This window comes from Hoeflea sp. (assembly GCF_984452065.1).
This window is the reverse complement of record NZ_CFHWAF010000008.1, coordinates 33,146-45,340: the sequence shown is the minus strand read 5'-3', so window position 1 is coordinate 45,340 and position 12,195 is coordinate 33,146. Positions and strand designations below refer to the sequence as shown.

Genomic DNA, 12,195 nt, shown 5'->3' with positions numbered 1-12,195 from the left:
AACCGCGCTTCATGATCCATATGTTTTCCCCTCGAACCTGTCTCTAAAACATGTCTCCAGCCGACCCAGACCGACATCGCTGGTACACACGCCCGGAGACAACCGAAGGACCGGCCCGCGCGCGTCGGCAAACACGTCGGTCTCGCGCAACATGTGCACCATCGCCACCGCTGTCTCCGCGCTCTCCAGGCCGATCATGAGGCTGCCGCCCCGTTCGGTTTGCGGGCGCGGAGACGCCAAAGGTAGGGATAACTCATCCGCCAGGGAGACGATCCGGGCAGTCAGCGCCTGATTATGCGCGACGAGCGCCGCCTTGTCCTGGGCCAGATTCCACTCCAGCGCCGGCACCGAAGCCGCGAATGCCAGCACGGCAGGGGTGCCATGGTCGAAACGGCGGGCATCCGGGGCATAGCTGAATGTGTCCAGAGCCCAGGAAAAAGGATCCGGCTGCGAGAACCACCCGCGCAGCTCAGGCCTGCATTCCCGCAACAGCGGTTCGGCGACGTGCAATATGCCTGCACCGGACGCCCCGCAAAGCCATTTCAAACTGGTTGAGATGGTGAAGTCCACGGCGGGCGCCGTCACGTCGAACGGCAACAGGCCAATCCCCTGTGTGATGTCCACACCGACCAGGCTGCCTTTCGCGCGGGCATGGCCCACCAGCGCGTCAAGATCGCAACGGTGCGAGGCGGTGGAGGAAACCCAGGTCAACAGCGCCAAGCCCACATCATCACCCCACGCGGCGATCATGTCCTCATCCTCGACCCAGTTGCCACCCTGCCGCACAGGCACGGTGCTGAGCGTGAAGCCGAACCTTTCCGCCACTCCGGCCAGCAAGAAATGCAGGGATGGAAAACAGTCCTGTGCGACCAGCACGCGCTTGCCTTTCAGATGCCGGGCGGGCAGCGCGCCGATCAGCGAATAAAGCGCGCTGGTCACGTTGTCTGCCGTCGTCAGCGTTCCGTCGGGCGCATTGATCAGCCGTCTCCAGCCGTCGATGAATTGCTGCCGCAAAGGCAGCGCCATCGGCCATTGCGCATCGTCCAGACGCCCCCAGATCCCGGCATAATCCGCGGCCGCACGGCGCATATCCTCGGCCTTGCCGGGATACTGCCCGATCGAATGATAGAGGAAATAGCCCGAACCGTCGGGCTGCGGAGTGGTGTTGTGCACGAAAGCTCCCCAAATAGATGGATACCAGATTTGCCCTAGAATCCGAAGTAACCCGGCAGCCAGAGGCTGAGGCCCGGAAAGGCGACAATAATCGCCAACGCCAGCAGGTTGACGAGAAAGAACGGCAGGCTGGCAAGCAGCAGCCGGCGCAAGCCGCAGCCGGCGATCCGCTCGGCAGCGAAAAGACACACGCCCAGGGGCGGCGTCAGCAGGCCGATATTGAGGTTGAGGATCGCAACCACCGCGAAATGCAGCGGATCGATCCCTGCCTTGACCGCGACCGCCGACAGGATCGGGCCAAACAGGATGATCACGGTCGTCGGGTCGATGAACATGCCGAGGATGAGCAGCACGAGGTTGAAAACCAGCAGGGTCTGGATCGGCCCCATTTGCCAGCCCGTAACGGCATCGCCGAGCATGTTCGGGACGTTTTCGATACCCATGACCCAGGAAAACGCGGCTCCGCAACCGACGATGATCAGCAACTGGCCCGAGAACATGGCAGAGTGGGAAAACACCGTCCCGAGTGCCCTGAGATCGATCGAGCGGTACAGCAGCACCGATACGGCCAGCGCATAGGCCGCCGCGACGCCGCCCGCCTCGGTCGGCGTCATGAAGCCGCCCAGCAGCCCGGCCAGAATGATCACCGGGATCATCAGCGGCACCGCGGCATGCCCGGTCGCGCGGGCAATCACGGTCGGGTTGCGTTCCATGTCGACCCGGGGATAGCCGTGCATCCGCGCCTGCACCGCCACCAGCACCATCTGCGCGGCCCCCACCAGCAGACCGGGGATCAGTGTCGCCGCCATCAGCGCCCCTATGGACAGGCCCGTCATCGACCCGTAGATCACCGCGACCAGCGAAGGCGGCACCATTGGCCCGATAATCGAGGATGACGCCGTGACGGCCGCGGCATAGGCGGCGCTGTAACCCTGCCGGACCATTGCCGGGATGAACACGCGGCCAAGCGCCGCAATATCGCCCAGCGCCACCCCGGTGATGCCTGAGAACAGGATCGAAGAACCGATATTGACCTGTGCCAGACCGCCGCGCATGCCGCCGAAAAGGACATTGGCGAAATGCACCAGCCGGTCGGTGATCCTGCCGGCGTTCACCAGTTCGCCCGCCAGGATGAAAAGCGGAATCGCCATCAGCACGAACACATCCATGCCCTGATAGATGCGTTCGGCCACGATGGGCAGGAACATCCACTTGCCGCCATAGACGATCCAGATCAGCATCGCCGCGATCATCGACCATGCCACCGGCAGGCCAACGACCATCAGCCCGAGAAAGCTGATCAGCAACACCATAAGGGTGTCAGTCATGGCGCGGATCTGTCACGAAAACACGCAAGGTGGCGAAGAAGGCCGCCGTGCCGAAGGCAAGCGGCAGCACCGCATAGGGATAGGCCAGACGTATCTGCAAGCCTTCGCTTCGCTGCTGATAGGCAAATGCGACGACATCGAAGCTCTGCCATAAAAGCACCAGGAACACCGCCACAGAGATGAAGCTCAGCACCCACTCCAGCGCCGCGCTCAGCCAGGGCGTGTGGTGGGCCGCCAGGCCGGGAACGAAATCGATGCGAATATGGCTGCCTTCCCAGACCGCGACAGATGTCGCCAGCAGCGTCATCCAGATCATGGCATAGCGCGCGACCTCCTCGGTGAAGGCGGGAACGCCACCGACGCCATAGCGCAGCACGACCTGCGCCACGACCAGTATCGACATGACGACCAGAGCAAGGGCCGCGGCGACGCGCAGCCCCCTTTCCAGAAATCGCGCTATGCCGATAATCAGGTGCACCTAGCGGGCATCCTGCACGGCGGCGATCGCCTCGTCAACCAGGTCAGGCGTGTCGATGTTTTCACGCAGCCAGCCTATCGCCAGTGGCTGCATGGCATCGCGAAAAGCCGCCCGCTGCGCCTCATCCAGCCGCACGACGGTCACGCCGTTGTCTCCGGCTTTCGTGATGCCGGACGCTTCGGTCGCGCGCGAGGTTTCGCGATTATACGCAATCGCCTTTTCCGCCGCGGCCCGGATCACGTCCTGCTGGTCTGCGCTCAATCCGGCAAAGAACACCTCGGACATTCCCAGCGGACCGAATGCATAGGTGTGTCCGGTCAGGTTCAGGTGGCTTTGGACCTCATAGAGCTTGATCAGATTGAAAACCGAGATGGAATTGTCCTGGCCGTCCACGACGCCGGTGCTAAGGGCGGTATAGAGCTCACCGAACGATACCGGTGAGGCGGAGGCCCCCACCCCTTCAACCGGGATGACGGACAAAGGCCCCAGCACACGCATTTTCAATCCCTGCATGTCCTGCGGTGTTTCGATGGCCTTGCTGGCGCTGAAGTGCTTGAAGCCACCGGATTCCCACCAGCCCAGGACCCGGACATTGGTCTTGGCCAGGATATCCTCGGCCATCTTGTCCCCGAACGGACCATCAAGAACCGCCCAGGCGGTCTGCTCGGTCGGAAACAGGTAGGGCATATTCAGAACCTGGATGTCCGGATAGATCGAGGCATAATTGCCATCGGCGGCATCCGTCATCTGGATCACGCCGCGGCGCATTTGCGTCAAGCGGTCATTGGGTTTGCCGAGCGCTCCGCCATAGACCAAATTCACGGTCATGTCGGAATTGGCTTCGACCTCCTCCTTGAACGTCCGATACATGCCATTGACAAAATCGAACCCATCGAGGGTTTCGGGCAATGACAGACCGACGGTGATTTGCTGTGCGTTGGCTGTGGCGCCGGCCCCGAAGGCCAGGCCGGCGGCAATAGCAAGCGCTTTGGCAAGGTGTTTCATGTCAGTATCCCTGTTTCTGTTTCAAGGTGAAGGTTTGTTATGAGGCCCCGCTCATCCGATTGATCCGGTATGAAGCAAATGCACCGTCCGCCACCCGGTCGGTGATCAGCATGTGACCCGGCGCATGGGTAATCGCCAACGGCAGCGCCGCTGCTGCGAGAGCACGCTCCATGGTCACGCCGCAGGCCCAGAACATCGCCACCTCGCCGGCGCCGATGTCGGTCATTCCGATTCCGTCGATCGGGGCATCCAGATCAACACCGATTTCGGCCGGATCGCCGACATGGACCGGCGCCCCGTGTGCGTCGGGATGATCGCGGGTCAGCGCCGTTGCAAGCGCGACCTGATCGGCACGAACCGCACGCATGCTGACCGCCATCGTGCCGCCGAAAGGCCCCACCTGCACGTTGGGCAGGGCAGTGTCGAAGGCCGAACAGGAACGATGCGGGCTGTAACAGCGCAGCGTTACGCCGCCCGCGACCAGATCCGCCTCGAAGCTGAGCGAGCAGCCGACGGCAAAGGCAACAAGATCGTCACACCACAGATCGGCAATATCGGTCACATTCCCCGCCGGCTTGCCGTGGCGCAGCACCCGGTAAAGCGGCAGATCGGTTCTGACATCGATATCATCGCCCAGCGACGGCAGGCCGGGATCGCCCGGCTCGCCGCGCGCCAGCAAGGGGCAGGCGCGCGGGTTGGCGTGCAGGAAGCCCTCAAAGGTGTCCGCATGATCTTTGTGAACGATCGCAATGTTTGCCTGCATACTGTGTGGCGCCAGCCCGGCGGTCAGCGTCGCTTCATGTCCTCGGCGGAAGGCCTGTCGCAACGCTTTGGGCGTCATGTTCCGCTCCCGGCCCAGGCAATCTCGGTCTGCGACTTGAACAGCTGCGCCTCGGTCTCGTGGGTCCGGCAGGTGCGCTGCCAGCGGTCCTCGTCCATCCAGGCCGCACGCCATGTGGACATGGCGAAAAGGCACGAGGCGCTGTCAAAACCCCAAAGCTGCCCCGGGGTCAGGCGTATCGACACGCGCGGCTCGCGCTGCTCCTGGGTGCCGACAGCAAAATCCACCAGCCACAGGTCGGGATGGATGTCCATTTCCATATAGGTTTCGGAATTGTCGAACAGTGACTTGCCGCGGTAGACCCCTTTTACACCGGTCTCGGCAAAGCCCATGCTGCCCAGCGTCCACATCCCCAACGCTTTCGGATCGCAGCACCGTCCAAATGCAAAATCAACCGGCACATCGACATGCGCAGAAACGGTGTGACATAATTTCATGGGTGTTGACTCACATGACCGCACGATGCTGTACGGCAACAATAGAATACGGTTTTCATCCAAATCAAGCCTTTTTTGGGTATTTAGGCGATAAATTGGCCAAAATTGCCCAATAACAGTATACAGTTTCAAGAGATGCATCATGACCGCACATCCGAAAACGTCACGTCAAAGCCACCGGGACCGGATATACGAAACGTACCTGGCCCGCATCCAGCGCGGCGAGATCACCACCGCCGACCGGCTTGTCGATGTCACCATCGCCGAAACCGAGGGCGTCTCGCGGATGCCCGTGCGCGATGCGCTGATGCGTCTGGTCCATGAAGGCTATCTCGCCACGAGCACCCGTGGCTTCGTCATCCCGGTTTGGGACCGCAAGGATGTGCTGGAGGTGTTCGAGATCCGGCGGATGCTCGACCCCAGGGCAGCGGCGACGGCAACTCATCATCTGGACAATGCCGCCCTGGAGCGAATGAAAGCCGCGGTAACCGATGCAGGGCACACGCTGGAGACCAGCGACACGCCGGCCTTTTATCGCGCCAGTGAAGTGTTTCGCAACGGATGGCTGGCATCCGTCCCGAACGGGCATCTGCGCAGCGCGATCAATCGCTACCAGGGCCAGGTCCAGGCGGTCCGGATGGTGACCATGACGGACAGGGTGTCACACGAGGTCATCGTGTCCGGCCTCAAAGAGCTGCTGGACGCATTCGTCACCCGTGAAGCGATCAGGGTGCATGACGCGATGCTGAATTTCGTCGTGGCCGGCGAGGCCAACTATATCAGGCTGAAGGACAAAGCCCCCGACTAGAATCTGGAGGCGGATAATGCAGGTCCGGTTTGCTCAATCAAGGGCTTCCAGCAGTGCAGGTACATCGTCCGGTCGGACCGAATGGGTGTTCAAGGCGTAAAATCCGCAAAGCCGCCCCTCCCCGTCGTTTACGCACCACACAACGAGGCGATTGTATCTGATCTGGTCACTGATGGAGTTTTTCAGCCAGGTGTCGATCTGATCGACGCCGCAAGAAAAGGCGCTGCGATCATGCAGCGCCTTGTCAAAATGTCGGATATCATATCTGGCGTCTGCCATCGACCAGAAGGTCGTGACTGTGCCGGATCACATCGCTTAGCGCGTCATTGCGTTCGCCGTCCCCTGCGACCGCAGCGGCAAACGCCTCGAACTGAGCCGCATCAAGCACTGTGACGAACTGTGCCTGCTCGATCTCCTGGGCCTTCTGGTAGGCCGCCGATGTGATGAACGTGCTTTCGTCCATACCGACCATGGCAGCGACATCCTTGATCTTGGATGCCACCGCCGGCTTCATCCGCAACTCCTTGCGGGCGCTCTTGGTCTCGCGCACGACTGCGGTTGTGTCTTCATACTGCATCATCGGTTCGTCCTTTCGAACGGTGCTTTGAGCACGTCCTGCCGGCTTCCTTGCTCAAGTGATTATGGCTGTTTTAAAGCACTCGGAAAATCTGTTTCTTGCAGCCGACGGAACGGGGTTGGCTGCTGTCGCCCGCCTCCTGGAAACCGCATCGGAAGGCGCAACCGGATATGCAGTGGTGGCTGTGCCTTCTGACTACGATGTAAAGGAATACTTCCCGAAAACACAGTTTGACATTCACGCGATCGACCCTGCGCGCTTCGCACACGAGATTGTCGCCAAAGCGACGCGCCTTACGACACCTGGCGAGACGCGTTACGCATTCTTTGCCGGGGAATTTCAGAACGCCCAGGATTTGCGCAGAATGTTCAAGACCCGGCTGCATCTCGACAAGACTTCACAATTGAGTACCGCGTACTGGCGCCAGGGCGTGCCCGGACATGGAAGCTAGCGAGATTGCTGCCGGAATCGCTCGCCGGTCAAGCCGTCTTCAAACCTTTCAGGCGTTCCAGGAACCTTTCCTTGCGCTGATGGCGGTCCCGGATCGTGTCAAGGCGGCGCGCGAAAAGGATCTCGGTCCCATCCTCCGCCGCGAGCGCTTCAAGGTCGAAGAGCAGCGCGGCGGCGCGGTCATAGCCGGCCGCATTGCGGCGGGCAATTTCGGTCTCGACCTCACTCCAGGCCGCTTCGCCCCACTGCCGCAAGGCATCGAGCCGCCTGCGGCGCGCCCGTTCGGCTTCCTCTTCCCGGCGCTGTTTTTCTTCAGCCAGTCGCCTGGCCTGGGCGCGCTCACGATCCCGACGGATGTTCGCGGCGCAGCGCTCGAGTTCCGCAACCGTACGCGGCCTGGCGGCCGCATCGCGCAGGCGATCGTCGGAGACCGCCCGCTCCGCGCCGTCGGTCCGTTCCGCCGCCGCGACGACGAGATCCCGGTCGATACCGAAGAATTCAGCCGCCGCCTCGAGCGTGCCCGTCAACGGAGCGATGCCGGCGAGCGGCTCGGTCTCGTCCGCCTCCAAAAGACCGTCGTCCAGCGCCGTGAGCCAAAGCAGATAGAAAAGCCGCATGTCGCCGGAAAGCACATCGCCGCGCAGCGGCGCCAGCGCGCCGAGCCAGCCTGAACCGTCATCCCAATCGTCATAGCCTTGTTCGACCTCGTCACGCCATATGTCGACGATCAGATGGTCGCGCTTTTCCCAGACCTGGACCCAATCCACATCGGTGAGGAAGGCATTCAACGATGACCGCTCGATCCGCCGTTTCGGCAAGCGTATCATCAGCCGCCGCGTGCCCCAATTCGTCAGATAAAGATGCAGATCGAACCAGCGCTCCACCATCCGTCGCGGATCGCCCTTGAAGTCGCCCCATTCGTAATGGTTGGTGAAACTGGCCGCCGTGATCCGCGCGCGTGTCGACAGTGCCCGAAGCGCCGCCTGATCTTCCGCGTCAAGTGGCCGATCGATGGCCTGGAATTCATAGTACTGGTATTCGCCCACCGGACGGCCTCCTGTCTGTCAAACATGAGGATGATAGATTCCATTCTTCTCGAGCAGTTCAAGCGCTTCATCGAGCGTGACGCCGAGATCGACCGGCCACCATTTTTCGGTATGACGAAAAAAAGCCAGATCAAATCGGTCACGACCGACATATTCAAGCCGTGCAAAGGGCGAGGAAAACTCCTGCTCCGTATACCGATTATGAACCCACTGCCCGCGTGCCATAGCCCTTTTCCCTCTCACGAATCACAAGATCATCAAGGCGAGTTTGACAGGATCGCCCGGTCGCATCCACAGGTCACTTCCATGAATTTTGAAGACATGGTTGCGGGGGGCACGCAATCGTCGCTGGCGCCTTCAGGCATCCACGGCATGAGACGCCGCACACGCCGCCGCGGTCACAGGAAAAGGTCGTGCTGGCGGTCGGCCGGCTTTGACCTGCGCACGCTCGTCTCGCTCTTTTCGGTGAGCACTGGCTCGATGTCAGCCAGATAGCGGGAGGGGGCCATTTCCCGCACCTTGCCGCGCCACATGCGCTTTTGCGCGTGGCTGAGAAAGAGCCGGTCCTCGGCCCGCGTCATGCCGACATAGAACAGGCGCCGCTCCTCTTCGAGCGAAGCCTTGTCCGGCGTGCCCCAATAGAGCGGCAGAATGCCCTCCTCGGCGCCGATGATGAAGACGATCGGGAACTCGAGCCCCTTGGCCGCATGCAGGGTCATGAGCGAAATCCGATCGGCGCGCGGGTCCCACAGATCCGTCTCGTCTGCGAGCGCGACCGCCTCCGCGAAGCGGGCGGCATCGCCGTCACACGCCGCCGCCAGATGATGGAGGTGATGCCGCGCCGTCTCGAGGTCACCGGTCCAGTCCTGTCCGCTGCCTGCAAGCGCATCGGCCACGGCCTCGAGACGCTCCCGCAGCGGCATTCCGTCCTGTGCCTGACTGCTGAGCTCGCGGAGAAACGCCGCGACACCGGCATGATCGCTCAGCGGACGATTGGCCTGCTTCTGAAACGGCATGCCGGACCGGTTGAGCGCTTCCCCGACAGCCTCGGCCTGCGCCTCCACGCGGTAGAGCACGGCAATGTCGGAAAACGACAGCTGCGCCTCTTTTCCGGGCCTGGTCCGCCCGCTGTCGATGGAGAAGAAGCTGTGGCCGCCAAGAAGCTGCTCGATCGTGTGCACCACGAACTCGGCTTCCGTGCGTGCGCTCCTGGCGCTGTGGACCTCGACCGGTGCCGCCGTGTCGCGCACGGCTTCGGCGATGCCGTCCGGCGTGGCGGACGGCGAGATCACCTGGGCGGAGGCTTTGACGATCGCGCCGGTCGACCGGTAGTTGCGGCGGAGCCGGACAACGGGCGCGTCTGGATAATCTTCACGGAACCGGGCCATCGAGGCGGCATCGGCGCCGCGAAAGCCGTAGATCGCCTGGTTGGCATCGCCGATCACGCACAGATTGCCGTCGGCGCCGGCAAGCAGCTTCAGGAGCGAATACTGCTGTTTGTCCACGTCCTGAAACTCGTCGACCGATATCCAGCGGAAGCGGTCACGGGTCCGCTCGGCGATATCGGGATGTGTCTCCAACAGGCGCAGCGTCCGTGCGACGAGGTCGTCGAAGTCGACCCGGTTGCGTCTGGAAAGCGCCGCCTCATAGCGGCCCAGCGCTGTTGCCGTCTCGTCGCTGTCTGGGGTACCGGTGCGTTTCGCCCGCGAAATGGCGTTCACAACCCCACGCGCCTGGCGCTTTGACAGGTCGAGGCTTTCGCCAATGATGGCAAGCCGTTCCGCGTCATCGACGATATGAAACCCTTGCTCAAGGCCGGCAGCGCCCGGATTCTCCCTCAAAAGCGCAAGCCCGAGGGAATGCAGGGTATGAATAGGCATCCTTTGCCAATCGTCGGGAAGCAACCGGGCGAGCCGCTCCTGCATCTCCTGCGCCGCGCGGCGGGTGAAGGTGATGGCCAGACTGGCCTCGATCGGCGCCCGGTGCTCGGCGACCAGGTGAGCGATGCGGTGAGTCAGCGTGCGCGTCTTGCCGGAGCCGGGCCCGGCTTCAATCAAAATCGGGCCACTGACAATCTCGGCAGCCGCCCTCTGGTTCGGATCGAGGCCGGCGAGTAACCCGGTCCCATTCCGCACCGGCCCGCTGACCGGCGGTGACGCCGGTTCAGGTGGATCGGCGCGTGTGCTTTCACGCCTCGGCCCGCCAGCCTGCGCCGCGGCCGGTTTGGCCTGCGCGGGCAGGTCGAACAACAGGCCGCCGGAGGTCGCCTCGCGCAGTTCGTCGTCCGTAAACAGCCGGATCACGCCATATTCGCCGTCATAGCCGGCCTGGCGAATCACCTCGCCACGGCGCAAGCGATCGATGGCCTCGCCGAGCAAAGGGTCCCCGGCCCGCGCGATGTCCTCGATCGGGATCGTTTCGAGGATGGCGAACTCGGAGCCCAGCGTGGCGAGCAGCCGTTCATAGCCTTGGACGACGGCCTTGCTTGTGGGGCCTACGCCCTTGATCTCCGATAGAATTTCGGCAAGCGGCACCAGGCTCAGGACGTCGGCGGCCTTGGGCGGCGGCGCGGCGCGGGCCTCCGCCTCGGTTCTGTCGGCAAGTGAGTCGATGCGATGGGAGACGCCCACGGTCAGCCCCTCGCCGCAAACGGGACAAATACCGTCGTGGGCCCTGGTCTCCTCGGGCGTAAAGCGGACTCCGCACTTGCGGTGCCCGTCCATATGGTACTTGCCCTCCTCTGGAAAGAACTCGGTCGTGCCGATAAATCCCTCGCCCGTCTTCAGCGCCTCGAGCATGGCGAAATAGTCGAGATCGGTGTCGTATGTGGTCGCCTCGCGGCCGATCTTGGGCGGCGAGTGCGCGTCCGAATTGGACACCAGCCGGAAGCGGTCGAGTGAGGCGATGCGCCAGTTCATCGCCGGATCGGAGGAAAGCCCCGTCTCGACGGCGAAGATATGCCCGGCGAGATCGCCATAACAGTCGTCGATCGAATCAAAGCCCGACTTGGAGCCGAGGGCGGCGAACCAAGGTGTCCAGATATGCGCGGGAACGAGATAGGAATGAGGCCCGGTTTCGAGGGTGATTTCGAGCAGGTCGCGCGAATCGAGGCCCAGGATCGGACGGCCGTCGGAGGCGAGATTGCCGATACGCGAGAGGCGCGCCACCAGGCGATCGGCCGTGTCGATATCGGGCACGAAGATCAGATGATGGACTTTCCGCACTTTGCCAGATTTCTTGTAGATGGTGGAAATCTCCACCTCGAGCATGAAGCGCTGGAGTGCGGCGCAAGCGCCGGGGGTTTGCCTCTCGACTTCCCGTTCGAGATCGGGCCGAAGGCGAAAGAGGCCCGGTTCGGCCGGCACGAGCTTTTCCTTGATATCGGCAAGCCAGGCGGGGTGGGTGAAGTCGCCGGTGCCGACCACCGTCACGCCCTTCTTGCGGCCCCACAGTGCCAGGTTCTCCAGATCGGCGTTCCTTGATGTGGCGCGCGAGTATTTGGAGTGTATCTGGACGTCGGCGTGAAACCGCATGGTTGAATGTCCTTCAGACTGGTATCGGGCACGGCGAGTCCTGAACGTGCGATTATGGCATAACTCAGCCCGTCAGCGCCCCGTTTCCAATGTCTTTCTGTGGATAAGCAGGAAGGCGGCAAACTTCTGGAACGCAGCATGAACAGCCCGAGAGTCCGGGAATGGCTGGCGCCGCAAATTGAGGCGGAAAATCAGCCTGCTGCAATCCTGCTTTGTTCGTCGAACCGATGATCTTGTCGCCGCCAAAGCTGGTCGAAATGGTTTCGCCCGCCGCCAACCGGCTCATCCCTTCTGATACTGCCAGTCGCGCCTTCGATGAAGTTCCACATAGGTGAGCAGAGGTTACTCCGCTCGCGGCGGGGCTGTCCCTCGCTGCCGTGGTCGAATTTGCACCACCGTTGTTAAAAAGAGGCGAAGGGGTCCGACAGGCGTGTCGCTCCGGTTACCGATCAAGCGTTTTCCCGGACTGGAACGCAGCGTTGGATTCGCCTGGTTTTCAGACCAGGGCAGCGCGATTGA

General features: G+C 62.3%; 13 protein-coding genes. 2 read left to right on the top strand and 11 right to left on the bottom strand.

Annotated features, from left to right (window positions below; all coding sequences use genetic code 11):
* Positions 1–9: 9 nt before the first annotated feature.
* The 6 genes from AC5E6N_RS03100 to AC5E6N_RS03075 all read right to left on the bottom strand — a co-directional run bounded on the left by AC5E6N_RS03100 (position 10) and on the right by AC5E6N_RS03075 (position 5,406).
* The gene (locus tag AC5E6N_RS03100) at positions 10–1,089 is read right to left on the bottom strand and encodes an aminotransferase class V-fold PLP-dependent enzyme (protein WP_491746443.1); all 1,080 of its coding nucleotides are present in this window, start codon (positions 1,087–1,089) and stop codon (positions 10–12) included.
* Positions 1,090–1,208: 119 nt separating this feature from the next.
* Positions 1,209–2,501: a TRAP transporter large permease gene (locus AC5E6N_RS03095; RefSeq protein ID WP_491746442.1), complete on the bottom strand. Its 1,293-nt coding sequence runs from the start codon at positions 2,499–2,501 to the stop codon at positions 1,209–1,211.
* The gene (locus AC5E6N_RS03090; RefSeq protein ID WP_491746441.1) at positions 2,494–2,979 is read right to left on the bottom strand and encodes a TRAP transporter small permease; all 486 of its coding nucleotides are present in this window, start codon (positions 2,977–2,979) and stop codon (positions 2,494–2,496) included. Before AC5E6N_RS03090 ends, AC5E6N_RS03095 begins: the two co-directional genes overlap by 8 nt.
* Positions 2,980–3,984, bottom strand: coding sequence for a TRAP transporter substrate-binding protein (locus AC5E6N_RS03085; protein ID WP_491746440.1), 1,005 nt, complete (start codon positions 3,982–3,984; stop codon positions 2,980–2,982).
* A gap of 37 nt (positions 3,985–4,021) precedes the next feature.
* On the bottom strand, positions 4,022–4,825 hold the full coding sequence (locus AC5E6N_RS03080; RefSeq protein ID WP_491746439.1) for a D-glutamate cyclase family protein: 804 nt from the start codon (positions 4,823–4,825) through the stop codon (positions 4,022–4,024).
* The gene (locus AC5E6N_RS03075) at positions 4,822–5,406 is read right to left on the bottom strand and encodes a hypothetical protein (RefSeq protein ID WP_491746438.1); all 585 of its coding nucleotides are present in this window, start codon (positions 5,404–5,406) and stop codon (positions 4,822–4,824) included. The genes AC5E6N_RS03080 and AC5E6N_RS03075 overlap by 4 nt, the downstream gene beginning before the upstream one ends.
* Between AC5E6N_RS03075 and AC5E6N_RS03070 the strand changes: the two genes are divergently transcribed.
* On the top strand, positions 5,405–6,070 hold the full coding sequence (locus AC5E6N_RS03070) for a GntR family transcriptional regulator (RefSeq protein ID WP_491746437.1): 666 nt from the start codon (positions 5,405–5,407) through the stop codon (positions 6,068–6,070). The two genes, AC5E6N_RS03075 and AC5E6N_RS03070, sit on opposite strands and share 2 nt — an antisense overlap.
* Before the next feature lie 259 nt (positions 6,071–6,329).
* Here the strand turns inward: AC5E6N_RS03070 and AC5E6N_RS03065 are convergent, their stop codons facing one another.
* Positions 6,330–6,650: a type II toxin -antitoxin system TacA 1-like antitoxin gene (locus tag AC5E6N_RS03065; protein WP_491746436.1), complete on the bottom strand. Its 321-nt coding sequence runs from the start codon at positions 6,648–6,650 to the stop codon at positions 6,330–6,332.
* 61 nt (positions 6,651–6,711) lie between these two features.
* On the opposite strand from AC5E6N_RS03065, the gene AC5E6N_RS03060 reads away from it, so the two are divergent.
* The gene (locus tag AC5E6N_RS03060; protein WP_491746435.1) at positions 6,712–7,098 is read left to right on the top strand and encodes a siderophore-interacting protein; all 387 of its coding nucleotides are present in this window, start codon (positions 6,712–6,714) and stop codon (positions 7,096–7,098) included.
* Between the two features lie 28 nt (positions 7,099–7,126).
* Here the strand turns inward: AC5E6N_RS03060 and AC5E6N_RS03055 are convergent, their stop codons facing one another.
* From AC5E6N_RS03055 to AC5E6N_RS03040, 4 genes are all read right to left on the bottom strand, one after another.
* Positions 7,127–8,143 (bottom strand): hypothetical protein, encoded by a 1,017-nt coding sequence (locus AC5E6N_RS03055; RefSeq protein WP_491746434.1) that lies wholly within the window; start codon positions 8,141–8,143, stop codon positions 7,127–7,129.
* Positions 8,144–8,161: 18 nt separating this feature from the next.
* The gene (locus AC5E6N_RS03050; protein ID WP_491746433.1) at positions 8,162–8,368 is read right to left on the bottom strand and encodes a DUF3024 domain-containing protein; all 207 of its coding nucleotides are present in this window, start codon (positions 8,366–8,368) and stop codon (positions 8,162–8,164) included.
* A gap of 173 nt (positions 8,369–8,541) precedes the next feature.
* Positions 8,542–11,676 carry a UvrD-helicase domain-containing protein gene (locus AC5E6N_RS03045; protein ID WP_491746432.1) on the bottom strand — a complete coding sequence of 1,045 codons (3,135 nt, stop codon included), beginning with the start codon at positions 11,674–11,676 and terminating at the stop codon, positions 8,542–8,544.
* A gap of 64 nt (positions 11,677–11,740) precedes the next feature.
* The gene (locus AC5E6N_RS03040; RefSeq protein ID WP_491746431.1) at positions 11,741–11,953 is read right to left on the bottom strand and encodes a hypothetical protein; all 213 of its coding nucleotides are present in this window, start codon (positions 11,951–11,953) and stop codon (positions 11,741–11,743) included.
* Positions 11,954–12,195: the final 242 nt, after the last annotated feature.

Excerpts from the sequence above, each read along its gene's own strand:
- AC5E6N_RS03095 (WP_491746442.1), bottom strand. The coding sequence starts at position 2,501 with ATGACTGACACCCTTATGGTGTTGCTGATCAGCTTTCTCGGGCTGATG.
- AC5E6N_RS03065 (WP_491746436.1), bottom strand. The coding sequence starts at position 6,650 with ATGATGCAGTATGAAGACACAACCGCAGTCGTGCGCGAGACCAAGAGC.
- AC5E6N_RS03100 (WP_491746443.1), bottom strand. The coding sequence starts at position 1,089 with ATGCGCCGTGCGGCCGCGGATTATGCCGGGATCTGGGGGCGTCTGGAC.
- AC5E6N_RS03080 (WP_491746439.1), bottom strand. The coding sequence starts at position 4,825 with ATGACGCCCAAAGCGTTGCGACAGGCCTTCCGCCGAGGACATGAAGCG.
- AC5E6N_RS03050 (WP_491746433.1), bottom strand. The coding sequence starts at position 8,368 with ATGGCACGCGGGCAGTGGGTTCATAATCGGTATACGGAGCAGGAGTTT.
- AC5E6N_RS03060 (WP_491746435.1), top strand. The coding sequence starts at position 6,712 with ATGGCTGTTTTAAAGCACTCGGAAAATCTGTTTCTTGCAGCCGACGGA.
- AC5E6N_RS03070 (WP_491746437.1), top strand. The coding sequence starts at position 5,405 with ATGACCGCACATCCGAAAACGTCACGTCAAAGCCACCGGGACCGGATA.
- AC5E6N_RS03075 (WP_491746438.1), bottom strand. The coding sequence starts at position 5,406 with ATGATGCATCTCTTGAAACTGTATACTGTTATTGGGCAATTTTGGCCA.
- AC5E6N_RS03085 (WP_491746440.1), bottom strand. The coding sequence starts at position 3,984 with ATGAAACACCTTGCCAAAGCGCTTGCTATTGCCGCCGGCCTGGCCTTC.
- AC5E6N_RS03045 (WP_491746432.1), bottom strand. The coding sequence starts at position 11,676 with ATGCGGTTTCACGCCGACGTCCAGATACACTCCAAATACTCGCGCGCC.